Genomic DNA, 18,607 nt, shown 5'->3' on the forward strand with positions numbered 1-18,607 from the left:
ATGGACTTTCCCACCCTCGCCCGGCAATGCGCGCCTGACGTGCATATCAGTACGCTGAGCGCTGTAGTGCGACACGAGTCAGCCTTCAACCCGCTCGCCATTGGTGTCAACGCCAAACCGCATGTAAGCATCCGCCCGAAGTCCAAGGAGGAAGCAATCCAGGCGGTGCGCGATCTGATGGCTAAAGGCGTGGATTTCGACGTCGGCTACGGCCAGATCAATGTGCGGAACTGGAAGTGGCTCGGTGTCACACCCGAGAGCATCTTCGACCCGTGCGTCAACCTTGCATCTGCCCAGCGCGTCCTCGTCGATTGCTACAAGCGAGCCGCCAAGCTGCACGGCCCCGGACAGAACGCGCTGTATGCGGCATTCAGCTGCTACAACACGGGCAACCTGACCTCGGGCTTCAGGAATGGGTATGTCGGCAAGGTCATCGCCGGCGCTGGCCTGGCTGTACCGGCCATCGTGAAGGAGGGCGGCGCGCCCGCCAATGCTGACACCAAGACGCGTAGCCCCCCGCGTCCGAAGCCGTCCAAACCCGATGCCTTTCAGAAGCCCCGCGACGACGCTTTTGTGGCGCCCCGCAAAGACGCATTCGAACCGCGCCCAGATGCCACATTCGGCAGGCCGATCCCAACGCCGTCCTCGCGCCTGCCGGCGCAGTAGAAGCGCACCCCTCGCCAGTGTTTAGCAGCTAAACACCGGCCCTCTCATCTACCTCAACGAATGCCGCCCCGCTCATCAGCCGGGTGGCATCACCCATTGGAGTTTCAAATGACCGCAGCATCCAATATCTCCCCTGGCGACTCGCAGCCCAAGAGCTGCCGCACGCTTGTCGCCCTGGCATACGCGACCCTTGCATTGCTCCTCCTGCTGCAACCGGAACTGGCGATGGCGCAGTTCGAGAAGGCCACCACTACCGTGCAGAAGATCAAAGACTGGCTGTGGCTCATCATCCCCGTCATCGGCCTTATTTCCGCCGGCATTATCGGCATCCTTTATTCGTTCGACGTGATTCGCAAGGAAACCGCCTATCAGTGGGCAGTGGGTATCGTCTTTTCCGGTGCCATCGCTGGCGGCATCATTAAGCTGGTCTTCGGTTGATGGCCACCTCGCCCAAGCAAAAGGCCAAAGCCCCAGCTGCAGCCGCCCCAGTCGCGGTGGGGTCAGAAGTGCCGCCCAACCGCTTCCCCCTTTTCAAGGGTGCCACCCGCGTCGCCACCGTCCCCGGGGGAGTGCCCACACGGGCATTTGCTGGACTGGTCTTTGTGACCGTCACCGCCGCTTCATTCACGCTGTGGGGCTGGCTGCTCTTTCCCGTCCTTTATCCGGTGATGGCCATTCTGAGCCGCCATGATGACCGCGCCTTCTGGATCTGGGAGCTTTGGGTCAAGACCAAGTTCTTGGCTAAGAACAAGCGCTTTTGGGGTGCGATATCCCTCACGCCAACACCCTACAGCCGGCGGCGCCCATGGGCCCGCTGGCTCGGAGTTCACGACCGATGAAACAACAATCCATCGTGACGTTGCCGGCGTATGAGCCGCCGGTCAGCACGTACGTTCCCTACTCGCACCACGTCACGCCCACCATCATCGCAACCCGCGACTGGGAGTACCTCTCGGTCTGGCGCATCGACGGGCGCACCTTTCAAGGCTACAGCGATGAGGAGCACTACCGCTGGGTCGAGGAGCTCAACAACGTGTTCCGGGGGTTCCCAACGGGATTCGGGATCTGGTCGCACCTTGTCCGTCGCAGGGTGTTCGAGTATCCCGAAAGCGACTATCCGGACCAGTTCTCCCGCGATCACGATGCCGCGTATCGCAAGGTCTTCGCCGGTAAGCCGCCGATGATCAATGAGATGTACTTGACCGTGCTGACACGGGCGCAGATCGATCCCGCCCTGCGCTTGCTGTCCAACTTTGAAAAGCGAACGGCGCGCTCGGCGCTTGCGTGGCAGAACCAGGCGATCGAAGAGCTCGATGACGTCAACCGCAAACTTCGCGGATCGCTCAAGCTCTATTCACCGGAGCTGCTAACCATTGTCGAGCGGGAGTCTCCGCACGACATGAGCGGCGAGGAGGCTCCGCGCCGGAAATCGCGGTTCTCGGAACCAGCCGAATTCCTCGGCTTTCTGCTCAACGGCAAGATGCAGCCGGTGCCGCTGGTGAACGCGCGCCTGTACAACTATCTGCCCACCAGTCGTCAGTTCTTCTCCACGCACGGCGAACTCGCCGAGATGCGGGGGCCTGACTGGACACGCCGCTACGTGATGCTGGAACTTCGGGAGTACTCCAACAACACCAAAGCCGGCCACCTGAACTGCCTGCTCAACCAGCCGCACGAGTTTGTGCTGTCGCAGTCCTTTGGCGCGATGTCAAAGCCCGATGGGCTGAAGGCGCTGTCACGCCAAATCAAGTGGCTGGAAGACTCTGGCGACTACTCCGCGTCCCAGATCGAAGATCTGAAGAAGGCCCGCGACGAACTGGCCGCAGGCCGCTTCGTCATGGGTGACCACCACGCCACTATCCAGGTGTTCGGCGATGACAGCGAGGGGGCCCTTCGGGCGGCCGCGAGTATCAGCGGCGCGCTGGCTGACGAAGAAATCATCGGTCGTCTGTGTGATCGCTCATCCTTGGCCGCGTGGGCCGCCCAGTTCCCGGGCAACTGGAAATGGCGCCCTCGCCCGGCGCCAATCACCTCGCTGAATTTCCTGAGCTTCTCCTCGATGCACAACTACCTCTTCGGAAAGCCGGCAGGCAATCCGTGGGGGCCGGCGGTCACGATGCTGAAGACGACGGGCGGCACGCCTTACTACTTGAACTTTCACGCCTCGCTTCAGGACGTTGACGAAACCGGCAAACGCCGCCTCGGGAACACGTCCATCATCGGCCAGTCCGGCGCCGGCAAGACGGTCCTCTTGGGTCATCTCATCACCCAGGCGCGCAAGTTCGACTACACGGGCATCGTGTTCGACAAGGATCGCGGCATGCAGGTGACCGTCATGGCGATGGGCGGCAAGTATTTCCCGCTGCGCCTGGGCGTGAAAACCGGCTGGAACTTCCTGCAACTGCCTGACACCGCTTCAAACGTCGCGTTCATGGCCAGCATGACGAAGCTGTTGGGGGCAAACGGGGACGAGGAGGCCAGTCCCTCCGAGCAGAAGCAAATCGCCATGGCCGTCAACCAGCTTGTGAAGCACATCGACCTGGAGGATCGATGCCTGTCCAACCTGGTTAATTTTCTCCCCGCCGCGCCTGCACCTGAAGGTCAGCTGAGCCTGAAAGAGCGCCTCAAACGCTGGTGCGCGGGCGGCGAGTATGGCTGGTTGTTCGACAACCCCAAAGACGAACTTGACCTGGCGGCTAACAACCTCTTTGGCTTTGACTTGACGGGTTCCTCGAACAAGGCCCCGTCCGTGACGCAGCAATAACGTACTTGCTTTATCGAACGGACCAGATGATGGACGGGCGCCGAATCGCCCTTTTCTTTGACGAAGTTCAGCACCCTCTGAAAGTGCCGTACTTCCAGGCGTCGATGCAGGACGCCAGCCGCACGGTCCGCAAGAAAAATGGTGTCCTCGTCTTCGCTACGCAGGAGCCCGCCGCGATCCTGGAGAACCCAGTAGGTCGCTCGCTTATTCAACAGTCCGCGACCGCCATGTTTCTCGAGAATCCCAAGGCCACTGCAGAGGACTACGTCGACGGATTCAAGCTGTCCCCCGCTGTCTTCAAGATGGTCAAGGATCTGCCGCCGTTCAGCCGCCAGTTTGTCGTCAAGCAAAACGAGTCTGCCGTCACGGCCGAACTGGACCTCGCCTCATGTCCCGAAGCGCTGCTGGTGTTCTCCGGATCCGAAGACCTGGCCGAAATTGCAGAGGCGGCAGTTGCCAAGCATGGTGACGACCCCGCCCTCTGGCTGCCCCACTACCTCAAGCTCGCCCAAGAGGCGACAAGGAGCTGAAAATGTCCCAGACGCACACCCCCAACCACCGCCCGAGCCACCGCTGGCGCGTGCGGTTCACCGCAACCCTGGCCGCAGTGCTTTTCTCCAACACCATGGCGCCCGCCAATGCCAGCGGCATTCCGGTAGTGGATGCGGCAAGCATCGCCGACCGGGCCATCAAGCACGTCGAAACGCTGGCCAAGTATGCCGAGCAGATTGCTGTCCTCAGGGATCAGCTTGAGAGCCAAAAGCGTCAGTTGGAAGCCCTAACCGGGACACGGAACCTGGGCGACATTCTGAACAACCCCGCGATTCGCGATGCACTGCCGGCAGACGCACGGGATATTCTTCGCGCCTCCAATGGCGGGCTGGGCGGGATCTCGGACGCTGTGGAGCGCATTGAGCGCGAGGAACGGTTAACTGGCAACTACGAACAGGACAAAAAGAACCTGGACGCCCGGGCCGAAAAAATCGCCGTTCGCAGTCAGGCGATGATGGAGCAGACCCAGAAGGCGATGACTGCGCGCGTCAAGCAGGTGGACCAGCTGCAGGCCAAGATCAATCAGGCCCAAGATCCGAAGGCCATCGCTGACCTGCAGGCCCGGCTACTCGTCGAGCAGGCGAACATCCAGGCGGACCAAACCCGGGCCGACATGCTCACCCGCCAGATTGAAGCTGAGCAAGCCCTAATGGAGCAGCAAGCCGAAAAGCTGGCCGATAGCTCTTTCAGCCTTGGCGCAATCCGCGCGCCGCTTCCTGGAGCGAGATAATGGCCACCACCGCGGTCAGTCTGGCCAGTCTTGGCGGGATCGCGAACTGGATCGACCAGTCGGTGACTAAGATGCTAACGAGCGTCATCACGCCAATGGTCGCGTCCGTCACCGCCAAGCTATTGCCGTTCGTGTCCGTTTCTCTGTCCGTCGCGCTGGTCTGGTACGGGTGGCTCATCTGCTCGGGCGCCATTCAAACTCCGGTCCTCCACGCATGTCGGCGTGTAGTCAACATAGCGATCATCGTGAGCATCGCCAGCGCAAATGGGCTGTACCAACAGCAGATTGTCGGCATCATGCTGGACTTACCTACCTCCGTGGCTAAGGTGTTCACGGGCACCGTCAAAACTCCATCCGAAATGATGGACGACGCGGCGAACAATGGCGCAGAGATCGGCACACGGTTGCAGGAGCGCGCACCAAGCGGTCTCAAGAAAATAGCGCAGGCTTTCGTATTCGTCGTGGTCTCCGTAATCATTACGATCGTCTCGGCAGTTATGAGCGCAATCGGGATGCTCGTCTTGATTACGGTGAAGGTCGGCATGGGGCTGGTCGTTGTACTAGGGCCGTTCTGCATCCTAGCTTTGCTTTTTGACGTCACGAAAGAGTTCTTCAAATCCTGGCTGCGGCAAGCCCTCTACTACTCGATATATGCAGGCCTATTTATGGTCGTATTCATGTTCATCATGGGCATGTTCGGCATGCTGCAACAAGGACTGATTGATCTCACGAAGGCGGATCAGATAAACATCTTCTCCATGCTCACCGCGATCGTGTTTTTCATGATGTGTTCCAAATACATGCTCGAACAGGTCTCCACCGTAGCGGCAAAGGTCACGGGCGGCGGTGGCGGCGGAATTTCCGTTCCCTTCCTCGGCAAGATCGGATAAGATTGATCAATAAATGCGCAAAGAGAGACTGAATCCATGCCTCCGATCACACCGCTGGGTAAACCGCTATCCCAAAATCCATTGATGAACTCGAGCGTGCCGCTTTCGCCCGCGTCGACAGTGGCCGGCGACCAGCCGATCTCTGCTTTTCAATGGGTTAGCCTGTTCAAAGCGGCATGGACCTGGATCGTCAGGCCTCTTTGGTACATCTGCTTTAAATGGCCCGCAATGATGGTCCTGCCTTCTGCCGCTTCGCGAGCCGGGCGGGAGGAAAGACTCAATAAGTTTTGGAAGGACCATAATCAACAGATGGACGACGAGTGGCGGCGTGAATACAACGACAGCCTAGATCGGGACCGCAACCGATAGGTTCAGTAGACGGTTCACTCCAGCACCAAATAGAAGTTCTCCAAGGCACAGCACTCGCTGTGCCTTTCTTATTCCGTCCCGCAGCTAGCCGGGCACGTCTGATCTAAATCCCCCATCTCTACGGAGAATCGATGAAGCACGCCATTCTGGCCGCGCTCGCCGCGGCACGCACTTTCACGTCCGTACGAAACGTGCGGCCCCATCACCTCGCTCGGCAATTGGAGGACCGACATGTCCTTTGAAGACCCGAAGCTTTCGCTTCAGCAAGAGCTGGATCGAAACCGGAGCCTAGATCAGGACTTCCTGACGGAGATCCTTTCCTCCAGATCGAAAGCATGGCGCGTGGCAGTTGGCGCATTCGTGCTGGCGTTCCTGGCGGTCGGCGCCCTGGCCTCACTGTTGCTGAGCTACACGCCCCAGCCACCTTATGTCGTGCGGGTCAACGATGCGACCGGCGAGGTGGAGAACGTATCCCAGCTCGGCGACGCACAGGAGGACTATGGCCCTCGGATCGCGCGCTACTTCGTCACTCAGTACGTGTTGTCTTGCGAAGGCTACGACTGGCGCACCCTGCAAAACATGTACGACCGCTGCGGACTGTTCAGCTCGCCGGACGTGCAACAGCAGTACCACGCCAAGTTTGAAGACGACCCCAGGACCGGCCGGGAAGCCCTGGACAAGAAGTATGGGGAGCACACACGCCTGGTCATCAACGTGCGGTCGATCACTCCGGGACCCAACCAGACCGCCACGGTCCGGTTTACGCGCAGCGAGATGGGCCCCCAGCGCTCACCTAACACTGAGCAGTTCATCGCCACCATCGCCTACAGGTTTGTCAACGCGCCGATGTCAGAAAGCGTGATCCGTGACAACCCGTTGGGCTTTCAAGTCATTTCCTACTCGACCGCTGTCGAAACGCTGAGGTAATCGTCATGCAAAAAGCACAGATCAACGAACTCGCCCGCCGCCTCGAAGATGCAGGGCGCATGAGCAACGCAGAGCGCACGGCACTGTTGCGCGACATCGAACGGTACGCGAAGAGCGATCTCTACGGCGCCGCGCGCCTCTGCAAGGACCATCTTCACAAGGACGCGAACCTTCGTCTTCCCACGCCTGTCTTGGCTGCCGATCGTATCGGCAAGCACTTTGAAGAGCGCATCCGCGAAGCGCGTCGGCCCGTGGAGCTGTACGGCGAGCAGGACCGGCAAATCCGTCAGCCGGAAGATGGGCGCGAGTACAAGGGTCCGATCGTAGGCACAACGCCAAACTGCTTGATCCAGCGTGACAACGAAACGGGGGACCTCATCGTCCATGCCCGCAACACGCTGAACCGATCCTTTGAGATGAGCGGAAAGGAAGAGGCGCTCGCCATCAGCTACCCCTTCAAGGCGGTAGGCGGCGTGGGCCTGGTGCGYGACGCTGACCACGACAAGCAGGCGGGGATGGGGATGGACCATCAACGTACGCACGAGTCGGCGCGCCAACGTGAAAGCAACCTCGAGATGGGACACGCCCGATGAACATCCGCTTCAGGCCTTTGGCCGTGGCGGTGCTGTCGGTCGTGCTTTGCGCGGCCTCAGCGCCTGCCTGGTCGCTTGACCGACCTGCAGCTTCGCCCAAGGATCAGCGAATCCGCTGGACGGACTATGACGCCGCCGACGTCATTCAGGTCGATACAACGCTTGGTGTGGCCACTCAAGTCCAACTGAACGATGATGAGGACTACGTGACGCACGCCTTTGGCGATTCGGCGGCGTACGACTTCCAGCAAGTGGGCAAGCACCTCTTGCTCAAGCCCATCGTCGAGCAAGCCGACACCAACCTCCTTTACATCACCACCAAGCGAAACTACTCGTTCCTGCTGAAGTATGAAAAGGCGCGTAAGAGCGGCGGCGTCTTTCGCGTGGTACTGCGCTATCCCGAACTGGAGCAGGCAAAATCTGCGGCCCAGGAGGAGCGCGACCGCGTGCAGCGCGATCTGGCCACTGCCGACGTCGCGATCAACTGGCAGGCCTATTCGATGAGCGGCGACACCAGCCTGGCGCCGGTCGCCGCATGGGATGACGGCGCGCAGACATGGCTTCGGTTTGCTCCTGGCCAGGATCTGCCTGCGATCTATTTCGTAGACGCGGACGGCCAGGAGGTGATTGTGAACCGGAATATGGAGGACGAGCAGACCGTTGTGCTCCACCGGGTCGCCAAGCGCTGGCACTTGCGTATGGGCAACCAGGTCTTGGCCGTTCACAACGACGGACCGCCTGTTGCACGCAGCCTGGCCACCGGAACCGTCTCGCCGCAGGTCGAGCGTGTCGTTCGTGAGGAAACTGCGCCATGAGACTTTTCAAAAGGCGAAAAAAACCCGGTCAAACTATTGACGCTGTGGCTGAGATCGAGGAATACCGGGCGCATATCGAAGGCCGCGGCCGCCCGGACCTTTCGGGCACTGCCAAGCCCATGCAACAGGGGGCCAAAGCCTTCATGTGGCTCATCACGTTGATGGCGTTGATGGTGATCGCCACGATGGGTTGGCGAGCATTCAATACGCCTGCCGCCGAAGAGGCCGCACCGGCGATGCAAGCCAAGATCGAGAACGTGCTTCCCGGTCTGAAGCTCCGCCCCGATCCACCACCACCCCCGCCAGCCCCGCCAGAGCCGCCTGAATCGGCGCCCAAGGTGCCCGGGCCGGAAGGCAAGGCGGAGCAGAAAGGCACGCTTTCAAACCTGGCAGAGACCGTTGCTGTCGATGCTGTCACACAACGACGCCTTAGCAGCGGGCTGCGAAACAGCAAGGGAGAGGGGGGCCAGTCCTCTGCTCAGCAAAGCTCATCCCAGCCGGAGCCTCGCGAAGCGGACAGCGGCCCGATGGCCGGCAAGCTCACCCCTATGAAGCTCTCCGCTTCTCGGGCTGGCCTGGTTGGCAATCGAGACATGTTGATCACGCAAGGATCAATGATCGATTGTGTGCAGGAAACCAAGCTCGTGACTGCGCAGGCGGGCATGCTCAGCTGCTTTGCGCCGCACGATATCCGCTCAACCAGCGGCCGCGTGGTCCTGATCGACAAGGGGACGCGATTCATCGGCTATCAGCAAGGTGTATTGGCACAAGGCCAGCCGCGTGTCGGCGTAGTGTGGTCACGTCTCGAAACTCCCAAGGGCGTCGTCATCCAGCTAGATTCTCCGGGCACGGGCCCCCTGGGTGAGGCAGGCTTGGATGGCTTCATCGACACGCACTTCGCTGAGCGATTCGGCGGGGCCATCATGGTCAGCTTGATCAGCGATTTGGGTACGTGGGCAACCTCGCGTGGCAGCAGCGACAACAGCCAGGTCCAGTTCAATACCACGGGCGAGGCGGCCACAAACGCAGTAACCACCGTGCTCGACAACACCATCAACATCCCGCCGACGCTTTACCGCAACCAGGGCGGCCGGCTGGGAATTTATGTCGCTCGAGATCTGGACTTCAGCTCGGTCTACACGCTCAGATCCGTCGCTCGGTAGCAGCGCGGTCGCGCGGCGCTAATGACGCCTCGCGCACAGACACCTCTTACTCGACCAAGCGCCTGGCCCCCTGACCATTCGGTAGCGGGGCCAGCGTTCATTGACTAGGCATCCCATGAAAGATTCTCACAACGCATCGCCCATCGACTCGGGCGGTCGTGACACCGCGTTACGCCAGATGATGCGACCCATCTCCGGCTACATGGCAGATGACGCCGTACGCGAGATCACCATTACGCGGCCTGGCGTGATTTTTACGCGCTCTCACGGGCAATGGCACGAACGCCATGATCCGAAGCTGACGTTCAGCTTCCTGGAAGCGCTGGTGTCGGCCATGGCCAGCTATAACAACGTCAACTTCAGCCCCATCATGTCGCTGCTGTTGCCCGACGGTGAGCGCGCACAGGTGGCCCAGCCGCCGGCCGTGATCGACGGCACGCTTTCGATCAACATTCGCAAGCACAGCAGCGTCGTGAAGACCTTGGACGAGCTGGCCGCCGAAGGAGCCTTTGCTAACTGGGTCGATGTGAGCGGCCCCATGGGTAGCGCCGGCAATCTGACCGAGCCCGACAAGGAATTGCTCGACCTCATGAAGGCAGGGGACATCCTTCAGTTTCTTCGACGCGCAGTCATTCAATGCCGCAACATCATTGTCGCGGGCAAGACCGGCTCAGGAAAGACAACGTTCGCACGCAGTCTCATCGACTGTGTGCCGTTCCTCGAACGCCTGCTGACCATCGAAGACGTGCACGAACTCTTTCTGCCCAACCATCCCAATCGTGTGCACATGATCTACGGCAAAGGTGCTGGCCGGATGTCGGCCACAGAGTGCATCGAAGCCGCCATGCGCAGCTCGCCCGATCGGATCTTCCTATCCGAACTGCGCGGTCCCGAAGCATGGGATTACCTAAACGCGCTCAACACGGGCCATCCTGGGTCCGTCACGACCACGCACGCCAACAGTGCGCGCGATACGTTCGAACGCGTTGCCCTGCTCGTCAAGCAGTCGGCAGCGGGAAACCAGATGGAAGTCGACACCATTCGGCGCTACCTGTTTTCCACGCTGGATATCTCGCTGTACTTCGCCGACTACAAGCTGACGCAGGTCTATTTCAACCCCGGGCGCGTGCAATGAATGCGCGTGTAGACGTCGAACTTCCGTTCATATCGCCGGTAGGACTGCCGGGTGTTCTGCGGCTCAGGCACGAATGCAGGAAGGGGAAAACCGCACTTCTTTCCATGGAGTGCCGTGACACGCTTGGCGGGCCGACGGGATCCGCATCCCTTACCGCTGCCGACATGCGCCAGCTTGTAGACGGTTTGATGGACGCGATCCACGCCATCGAGCGACAAGAGCGGCTGTAAATCCAACTCTGGCGTTGAGGCGCAGTTTTGCAGACGGGCAGATTCCGCTTGCCTGCACTGTGGCCCTTGAATCAAGTCGGACGAGCGTTCCACAGGCGATCCCTTTACCACCCTCTTTCACCTAGCGAGCGCTTTGCTCGCAGTCGGGAAAATCCATGTTGAAAAAATTCGAACCTTCCCTCCTATTTTGGCTTGGCGGGCCCGCCGTTGGCCTTCTGCTTATATTCGTCATCGGGACAGCGAGCGGTATGCCGATGATCGAATTTGGCATATCCGCCGGTGTTTTCGCGCTCTTTGTGTATTTCACAGCGGCGCGCTATGACCGCCAACTGCAGGGGCGAATTGCTGACCCGCAGCCCTGGATCTGGCAGGTCTCGGTGAATGACATTTCGATTGGCGCGATCACGGATGCGGATTACGCCGCCATCCTGCGCAAAGTCTTGCGCGATGGCAACATGGCGCTTGACCATCTGGTGTCGTGCTTGAGATGGACGATTGCCCTCGCCGCGAAGATGTTCTTCGTCTTTCCCGTGGTGGTCTTCTGGCTACTCGCGCTTCTTGCAATGATCATCCCTGATGAAGCGATGCCGTTTCTGACGAAGCTATATGTTGAGTGGAACGAACATGCCATGAAGAGCGTAATGCTGACGAACATTGTCGGCGTCATCGGCATGCTCAGCTTTTTCTTGGCTTTCCTTTCCATGCCCGCGCGAGCGCTGTCCAGCTACAAGCAGGCCACCGGCCGCTTGCTACGCCTGCACTTCAACACGCCTGCCGATGGCGATGTATACGTCAGTCGGTTTCCCCGGGGGTGCAGTGATGCTATCGGCAAATGAGCAAGGTCGGGCTGTCATTGACACCAAGGTGACAGTCCGCCGCTTCAAAGGCGCGCTGCGGTCTCACGACGAAGCTGCTTGCCTGGGTGTTATTGATACACGAATTCGTGGCTTGGTCGAAGCGTTCAATGTACCTGGCGTTGTCGCGAGCATCAGCAGCTGTGAAGGGCACCGCTACCTCGGCCTACCGATTCGCCGGCCGCCATTTGTGTCGTTTTTTACGACACCATCGATTGCCGCGCGATTCGCCGCCCATATTCGTCGCGACCAAGAGGGTTCGACAGCCCTGCATTACTACTGGAAGGTGTCTGGGACGTTCAACACGGAAAACATTCTGCTGTTCACCCTTGATAGCCCGGTGAAATTCTACTGGCGACGAAAACTGGATGCGGATATCGCCCGCCTTAGTTCATGGGCCGAGGAGATCTTCCAACCGGGTCCATTCCAGTAGCCTCGAAATATCGGGTGAACCCACGACGCCATCCAGCAAGCGTGCCGCCCCGCCGGGTGGCGCGTGGACCCTCTTCCTCTTAAGTCATTCCAGCGCGCTCGCCCATGTCCAGGCTTGCGCCGCCGTCGGTGGGCCATTTCTGCCGTCCCGACGCCAATTCCTCCCGGAGACTTCCATGACCCGAGCGAACCGCAAACGCGGCGCGCAGGAAGCACGCACCCGCATGGCTTACAAGATCATGCAAAGCGTCTTCGACCGCTGCAGCGCCGAAGGCCTCAGCGCCGAACAAACCCACCAGGCCATCAAGGACGCCTACCCCTGGGGCGAGCGCCGAGCGTGGCCCTACAAGGCGTGGCTAATGGCCCGCCGCGAGTTCTATGAAGCACACGGCCTGCCCTTGCGCGCACGCCGCACCATCGCTGAATCACTGGAGACGAACTCGTGACCGGCACGCTGTACCAGCAAGACCCATTACCCGGCAATAACTCGCAGCAACGCAAGGGGCGAACATGAGCGTCGAAGCATCCAAATGGGCCAGAATGGCCGACGTCCAGAAATCCTCATCCAAGCTCGTGTTGCTGAACCTGGCACAGCTCGTTCGTTACGATGCCGACCACTGGACGGTTTTCGCATCGATCGACTACCTGGCCAAGGTCACGCATCTGAATCGCAAAACGGTCATCGAAGCCCTCGGCCGCCTTCGCGACTTGGGCGCGATCCAGGACACAGGGCGACGTGCAGGCGACAACCGCAGCAGCATCATTTATCGCTTGTGCCCGAATGCGGTCCCCCTGATCGAACTCGCGACCTCCGGCGCCGTCGCCGGCGGCGAATCGCAGGCAGCGCAGCAGGATCTCGCGCTGCAGGACGGCTCTGAGCTTGAGGATGGAAATGCGCCACCGGCAGCTCCGGCCGGCGACAGCGGGACGACTGCCGACCAACGCTGGCCGTCTGAGCAGGATGGACCCGCGGTCGACGAATCTCTGTATCTTCCCAAGGGGCACGCACCTTCGCAGCACTGCGGCGGGACGGACGGGAGTATTCATTCAGCGGGCGCATCAACCGAAGCAACGGGGGCTGGCTTCGCAGCTGCATGCCTTCCCACTTCCCCTGCCGCAGAGCACAGGCCTGCCAGCAAGGCGCCCAGGGGAGCCAAGCGAAAGGGCCGAAAGCGCCCGCCCGAAGCGCGCGGTGCCGGCGCCGGCCCCACCAGCCTTCCAGCAACATGGGCCCTGCCGGAGCGGTGGCGAAGTTGGACGCAGCAGCAGCGGCCGCTCTGGACGCACGAGAAGATCGACGCCACGGCCGCCACCTTCAGCGCCTACATGCGGTCCAGGCCCGGGGAGCTGGGCATGTCGCCCGATTGGTTCGAGTCATGGCGGCTCTGGGTTTTCCGGGAACGTGACGCCGGAGAGACGGCGGGCATGGCCTGGCAGAACAGTTGGACCGGCATCGTGGCCACGGGCAAGAAGCTAGGCGTTGAACAGGCTCCGAACGAGCCGCCGCCCCATTTCAAGGCGCGCGTATTCCTCGCCGCCGGACTCGTGCCGTCTCATTAAAAGTTGTCCACAGCCTGGACCCATATCGGGACCAGTCCCAGTTTTGGGCCTAGCCCGAAAAGTATTTTTGCCCGTCCCAATATGTACGTTCGCCAGTACCGAAAACGGCTTTTTGCCAGTACCGAAAACGGTACCCAATAGGTATATATAGGTTTTATAGGTTTTAGAGAGAGTCGCGCGCGAGGCGCTGGCTCGTCGCGAACGCCGATCCGCCTACCCTCCGGTCGCTACGCTCCCTCCGCCCCGCCGCCTGCGGCGCCGGCCTGAACCCCTTAGCTTCAGTCCCCCTCCCCGCCGGCGCAATGCGCCGCCAGGCGGGGGAAACGCATCCCCCCGGGCGTCGCGGGCCGTTGGCCTCGCCCCGCCCCGAGCGCCACGACCTGCCTGCTGAACACCGTCAACGCCACACCACCGCTGCAGCCCTCCGAGGCTGCGCCGGTGTCTGCCGTGCGGGAGAAAAGGTCCGTCCCCTTCCCGGCGAATCCGCCGGGTGGGGATCGGCAGGCCCCAAAAGCGCGGGGGCTGCTGCCCCCCTGGCCGGCCGCCTGGCGGCGTCCGCGCTTCCGACCCCCCGGGGAACCGCAACGGTTCCCCCGCGCCCGCTCACGGGCGCGGCTCCCCCTCCTTCAACCCCACGGTTCTCCAGCAGGAGGGACACCACCGCCAGCGTCAACTTAACCCCACGACAGTGCGCGGCCTGGACCGTTTCGCACCATCACACACCCGAGGAAATCTCATGAAAATCTCCGACTGGAAAACCAAAGTCCAGGCGCTATTTCGCCCTGGCCGGCACGATCACGCGCCCGCTTCAAACGGCCCGCGTACCCTCGCCGCCAGCGCCGACCGCAAGCCGGTCGAAATCACGGTCATCAGCACCGGCGAGCGATTCGTCCATGCCCCCTCGCTCGAGGACGCCGTCGTCGATCCGCGCAACTTGTCGCCCGACCCGTATCACGACGACCTCGAACGCGCCGCGGCCGAGGGGCTCAAGCGCTGGGACGGAAAGTCCGTGCGCGACATCGACACGGAGCGCTTCTACGACCATTCGCATCTCGAGACGCACACGGCGCTGCAGGCCAGCGTGCCCGAGCAGGCGCGCGCGGAGTTCTGGAACCCGGCGCCGAAAGAGCCGGCCTATCGTTCCAGCATCACCGTGCTTGCGGTCGACCAGCTGGGCGAGGCGCTCGTCAAGGAGTACGTGGTCGATGACTCTCGCAATGCCGAAGGGTGGTCCTATTCCGTCATGTCTGCCGACCGTGCGGCCCAGCTCCTCCATGAGTACGGGGCGGCCGCAGAGCTGACGCTCGACGTTGCAGATGCCCTTTGGGACGGCTCGCTTCCCGTGCAGCCCGCAGCAACCGGCGCGACCTATCGCGGCCCGATACTCTCGATACGGGGCGAGAACGCGTATCAGATCGTTGGTGATGAGATCGCAATTGAACACAAGCTCGGGGCGCTGGCCATTCAGAACCCTCATCACTACGTGGGCCAGGAAGTCGAAATTAGCTATCCCTGCGGCACGGTAGGCCTCCTACGCCAGGTCGACACCCTTGCACTCGAAGCGACGGTTTTACAGAAGCCGGGCGCTGAAAAGTCCGCAGGCGCCTTCGAGCGCTAGGCAAGCCCCCTGAACACCAGCAACGGTGTAGCGATTCATCATGGAAAAGAAAAACACATCGCAGTACGGCGTTCAGCCCACCACAGTTCAGCGGCTAAACAACTTGGGGACCTCGAGCCGAAAGGCCCGGATTCGGGCATTGCTGCCGACGCTGGATGCGTTGCAAAGACAGGGCGTTCCGTATAGCGAGATGGCGGAGGCTCTCGCCATGGAAGGGCACGCGCTGAAAGCCGAGTCTGTCCGGCAGGCCCTTCTCCGTTGGCGGAAGCGTCAGGTCGGCCCGCCATCCTCCAACCAGGTCCCGACGAGCCCTCTATCGCAACATGACTCCGGCGCGACGCCGCCCTCCAATCCCCCTGCACATCCCGCAGTCCCGCCAACGATTACAAGCAAGGCCGACCTTGTGCGGCTTCGCAAAACCTCAGATCACATTGATCTCAATGAACTGGCCGAACTCGGCCGAAGAAAATAGGAACTCTCGTATGAAGATCGCAACCGTCAACTATTCCGGTTCTGTGGGCAAAACCATCACGACCAGCCACCTGCTGGCGCCCCGCATCCCGGACGCCGAGATCATCGCCGTTGAATCGACCAACGAAAGCGCAGCCGATCTGGGGCTGGATGTCGAACAGATGCGTGGCGGGCAATTCGGCCGCCTCTTTCGCAAGCTGCTCATGGCAGAAGCTGCAATCGTCGACGTCGGCGCCTCCAACATCGAGGACTTTCTGGCCGAGCTGGTGAAGTACGACCAGGCCCACCTGGAAATTGATTACTACGTGCTACCCGTTGTCGCTTCGGGCAAGGCGCAGCGCGAAACCATCAAAACAATCGAGATGCTCGCGCAGATGGGAGTGCCGGCAGAACGCCTGCGGGTACTTTTCAATCGCGTTGATTCGGATGTGCACGAGGAATTCGCCGCGATCTTTGGTTACGCACGTCGTTCGAATGACTTTCTGGCCAATCCGGAAGCAGCGATCTTTGAGAACGAGGTGTTCGATCTGCTGGCCAACAAGCGCACCACGATCAGGGAGATCCTTGCCGATMCGCGCAACTACCGTCAGGAGCTGCGCGAAGCTGATCGAAACGACCAGAAGCTCGTCAGCCATCTCAGCGACATGCACGCCCTGCAATCACTGGCGAGGCCCGTCGACATGCAGCTGGACAGGGCATTCGGCGCCCTCTTCATGTAGGGAGGCACTATGACCGCGATTCCGCCCGAAAGCCCGGCCACTTCCTCCGTCATTCCCCGCAGCAGAATGGAGCTTCTGTACCGCGACATGTTGCAGGAAAGCGCGCAGCTCGTCGTTCTGATCGAGCAGCTGACCGTCCGGCAACAAGAAATCGCGGAAACGATGCAGGCGGTTCCGGCCATGGTGCGTCAAGCTGGCTTGGACGCGGCTGCGCACGCGAGCGGCAACGCGGCGCGTGCTCTGCTAGAAGCAAGCCGGACGCTCGGAAAATCGGCCACAGACGCCCGTATCGCAACGCGCGTTGCAACTCGAGCATTGCCCGCGGCCGCGTGGCGAGCTGGCGTGCTTTGCGGCGTATGCGCGCTCGTCGGAAGCGGGATCGGCGGCGCGTTGGTGGCCCTCGCTCTTCGCTAGTAGCCCTCGCAGGCCCAATCTCCAAGGCGCCCCGGGGCGCCTTAATCATCTTCCAAAAGGACTTCATGGCACCCGACATACGCCGGCGAATCATCAAATTCGTCCTCTTATTCCTGCCCCTTTCTGCCTGGCTTCTCACTGCCAAGATCATGTCAGGCATTCCGCTCTCGCACGTTACCTGGCTAGTCCTGTCGCATTGGGTCATATCGACGCCGGACTACCCCGCTCTGATCGCGGCGCCGAGCATCGGCTTCGTTCTGGCCCTGGCACTCTCGCTCACGCTCAAAAAATACTCGACCAAAGAAGGCTTTGACGGCGCGGGGTACAAGAAGCACATACGCGGCACCGAGGCGGTGCCGATTAGAAAGCTCCAGAAGGTTTGCACAGAGCGAGACAGGCAGCAGATCGATGTGGCCGGCGTCCCGATGCCGACTAGCATTGAGAACCTCCACATCCTTCTGAACGGCGCGACAGGCAGCGGCAAGTCTGTCCTCCTACGAAACCTCGTCTATTCAGCCCTCCGCCGGAGCGATCGCATGGTCGTAGTCGATCCAAACGGCGACCTCTACGGCAAGTTCGGCCGTGAAAGCGATGTGCTGCTCAACCCATACGACCAGCGTACCGAGGGGTGGTCGTTCTTCAACGAAGTCCGCGCTGATTACGACTGGAAGCGGTTGGCGCTGTCAATTGTCCCGCTTGGCAAGGACGCTAACGCTGAAGAGTGGAACGGCTACGCTCGTCTTCTTTTGCGAGAGACTGCTCGCAAGCTCAACGAGCTGGGAACGCCTTCAATCGACGAGCTTTTCCGATGGACCACTATCGCCTCGGACAAGGACCTGCGCACCTTTCTGTCTGGCACGCTGGCTGAATCGCTATTTGCCGGCTCCTCCGAGGCCAGCAAAGCCCTGACCAGTGCCCGCTTTGTCCTTTCCAAATACTTGGCAGAACACGTCACCATGCCCGCTGGCCAGTTCAGCATCCGCGACTGGATGGAAGACGGCCACGGCAGCCTTTACATCACTTGGCGCGAGGACATGAAGGAGGCGATGAAGCCCCTCATCTCCGCCTTCGTTGACGTCTTCTGCTCGGCGCTGCTCTCGTTGCCGGAAGACCAGGCTAGACGCTGGTGGCTCGTAATCGATGAGTTGGGCTCGATGGAAAAGATGGCCAGCCTCGAGGACTTCCTTACCAAGGGTCGCAAGAATGGCGGGCGCGCACTGGCCGGCCTGCAGTCCGTATCGCAGATGGACGATATTTTTGGAGAGAAGATGTCGCAGACATTGCGGGCTAGCTTTCGCTCGCTGGTGGTGCTCGGCGGATCAAAGACCGACTTTGAAACGGCCGAGATTATGTCCAAGTCACTGGGCGAGCACGAGGTATTGCGGCCCGACTACTCCGACAGCCGAAACCCCGGAAAGACGGCCAACACGACCGAGCGCATGGAGCGAAAGATCGAACGTGTCGTGACGGCCGCTCAGGTTCAAACATTGCCTGATCTCACTGGTTGGGTCGCATTCGCCGGCGATCGGCCAATCGCGAAATTCCTCCTTAAGCCGAGGAATTTCGCCATTCGCAACGCACCTTTCGTGGAAGCGAAGCGAGCCGGTGCGCGGAGCATGGCCAATGCTCCCACCGACGGTCCCCAACCTTGGACCGCGGTGGATCTGCCCGAAGATCCGACCATGGCCGCATAACCATTTCACGC

The 18,607-nt window shown here is 60.9% G+C and carries 21 protein-coding genes; all 21 read left to right on the top strand.

The window, feature by feature from the left end:
• Positions 1-666 (top strand): lytic transglycosylase domain-containing protein, encoded by a 666-nt coding sequence (locus tag AC1DB0_RS23085; RefSeq protein ID WP_476757851.1) that lies wholly within the window; start codon positions 1-3, stop codon positions 664-666.
• Between the two features lie 108 nt (positions 667-774).
• On the top strand, positions 775-1,104 hold the full coding sequence (locus AC1DB0_RS23090) for a TrbC/VirB2 family protein (protein ID WP_476757852.1): 330 nt from the start codon (positions 775-777) through the stop codon (positions 1,102-1,104).
• Positions 1,104-1,505, top strand: a complete 402-nt coding sequence (locus tag AC1DB0_RS23095; RefSeq protein ID WP_259252512.1) for a VirB3 family type IV secretion system protein — start codon at positions 1,104-1,106, stop codon at positions 1,503-1,505. The genes AC1DB0_RS23090 and AC1DB0_RS23095 overlap by 1 nt, the downstream gene beginning before the upstream one ends.
• Positions 1,502-3,430, top strand: a complete 1,929-nt coding sequence (locus AC1DB0_RS23100) for a VirB4 family type IV secretion/conjugal transfer ATPase (protein WP_476758746.1) — start codon at positions 1,502-1,504, stop codon at positions 3,428-3,430. The genes AC1DB0_RS23095 and AC1DB0_RS23100 overlap by 4 nt, the downstream gene beginning before the upstream one ends.
• A 26-nt stretch (positions 3,431-3,456) precedes the next feature.
• Positions 3,457-3,960: a hypothetical protein gene (locus AC1DB0_RS23105; RefSeq protein WP_476757854.1), complete on the top strand. Its 504-nt coding sequence runs from the start codon at positions 3,457-3,459 to the stop codon at positions 3,958-3,960.
• Between the two features lie 2 nt (positions 3,961-3,962).
• Entirely contained in the window at positions 3,963-4,712 is a 750-nt protein-coding gene (gene virB5 / locus AC1DB0_RS23110) for a P-type DNA transfer protein VirB5 (protein ID WP_476757855.1), read from the top strand.
• Positions 4,712-5,602 (top strand): TrbL/VirB6 family protein, encoded by an 891-nt coding sequence (locus tag AC1DB0_RS23115; protein ID WP_476757856.1) that lies wholly within the window; start codon positions 4,712-4,714, stop codon positions 5,600-5,602. Before virB5 ends, AC1DB0_RS23115 begins: the two co-directional genes overlap by 1 nt.
• Positions 5,603-5,638: 36 nt before the next feature.
• A complete protein-coding gene (locus AC1DB0_RS23120; protein ID WP_476757857.1) occupies positions 5,639-5,971 on the top strand; it encodes a hypothetical protein in 333 nt (110 codons plus the stop codon).
• A 231-nt stretch (positions 5,972-6,202) separates the two neighbouring features.
• A complete protein-coding gene (locus AC1DB0_RS23125) occupies positions 6,203-6,898 on the top strand; it encodes a VirB8 family type IV secretion system protein (protein ID WP_476757858.1) in 696 nt (231 codons plus the stop codon).
• A 5-nt stretch (positions 6,899-6,903) separates the two neighbouring features.
• Positions 6,904-7,491, top strand: a complete 588-nt coding sequence (locus AC1DB0_RS23130) for a hypothetical protein (RefSeq protein ID WP_175171966.1) — start codon at positions 6,904-6,906, stop codon at positions 7,489-7,491.
• Positions 7,488-8,306: a TrbG/VirB9 family P-type conjugative transfer protein gene (locus AC1DB0_RS23135; protein ID WP_476757859.1), complete on the top strand. Its 819-nt coding sequence runs from the start codon at positions 7,488-7,490 to the stop codon at positions 8,304-8,306. Before AC1DB0_RS23130 ends, AC1DB0_RS23135 begins: the two co-directional genes overlap by 4 nt.
• Positions 8,303-9,469, top strand: a complete 1,167-nt coding sequence (virB10, locus tag AC1DB0_RS23140; protein WP_447577097.1) for a type IV secretion system protein VirB10 — start codon at positions 8,303-8,305, stop codon at positions 9,467-9,469. Before AC1DB0_RS23135 ends, virB10 begins: the two co-directional genes overlap by 4 nt.
• Positions 9,470-9,584: 115 nt before the next feature.
• Positions 9,585-10,604, top strand: coding sequence for a P-type DNA transfer ATPase VirB11 (gene virB11 / locus AC1DB0_RS23145; RefSeq protein ID WP_476757860.1), 1,020 nt, complete (start codon positions 9,585-9,587; stop codon positions 10,602-10,604).
• A gap of 385 nt (positions 10,605-10,989) precedes the next feature.
• Complete coding sequence (locus AC1DB0_RS23150; protein WP_476757861.1) at positions 10,990-11,670, top strand: hypothetical protein; 681 nt, start codon at positions 10,990-10,992, stop codon at positions 11,668-11,670.
• Positions 11,654-12,121 (top strand): hypothetical protein, encoded by a 468-nt coding sequence (locus tag AC1DB0_RS23155; RefSeq protein WP_476757862.1) that lies wholly within the window; start codon positions 11,654-11,656, stop codon positions 12,119-12,121. The genes AC1DB0_RS23150 and AC1DB0_RS23155 overlap by 17 nt, the downstream gene beginning before the upstream one ends.
• A 175-nt stretch (positions 12,122-12,296) precedes the next feature.
• A complete protein-coding gene (locus tag AC1DB0_RS23160) occupies positions 12,297-12,566 on the top strand; it encodes a hypothetical protein (protein ID WP_476757863.1) in 270 nt (89 codons plus the stop codon).
• Positions 12,567-12,630: 64 nt separating this feature from the next.
• Positions 12,631-13,680 (top strand): helix-turn-helix domain-containing protein, encoded by a 1,050-nt coding sequence (locus AC1DB0_RS23165; RefSeq protein ID WP_476757864.1) that lies wholly within the window; start codon positions 12,631-12,633, stop codon positions 13,678-13,680.
• A 736-nt stretch (positions 13,681-14,416) separates the two neighbouring features.
• On the top strand, positions 14,417-15,298 hold the full coding sequence (locus AC1DB0_RS23170; RefSeq protein ID WP_476757865.1) for a KfrB domain-containing protein: 882 nt from the start codon (positions 14,417-14,419) through the stop codon (positions 15,296-15,298).
• Between the two features lie 482 nt (positions 15,299-15,780).
• On the top strand, positions 15,781-16,488 hold the full coding sequence (gene stbB, locus AC1DB0_RS23175; RefSeq protein ID WP_476758747.1) for a StbB family protein: 708 nt from the start codon (positions 15,781-15,783) through the stop codon (positions 16,486-16,488).
• 9 nt (positions 16,489-16,497) lie between these two features.
• Positions 16,498-16,902: a hypothetical protein gene (locus AC1DB0_RS23180; RefSeq protein WP_207472310.1), complete on the top strand. Its 405-nt coding sequence runs from the start codon at positions 16,498-16,500 to the stop codon at positions 16,900-16,902.
• Positions 16,903-16,967: 65 nt separating this feature from the next.
• Complete coding sequence (locus tag AC1DB0_RS23185) at positions 16,968-18,596, top strand: type IV secretion system DNA-binding domain-containing protein (protein ID WP_207472314.1); 1,629 nt, start codon at positions 16,968-16,970, stop codon at positions 18,594-18,596.
• The last annotated feature ends 11 nt before the right edge of the window (positions 18,597-18,607 follow it).

The organism is Achromobacter sp. 10T422, from assembly GCF_056394065.1.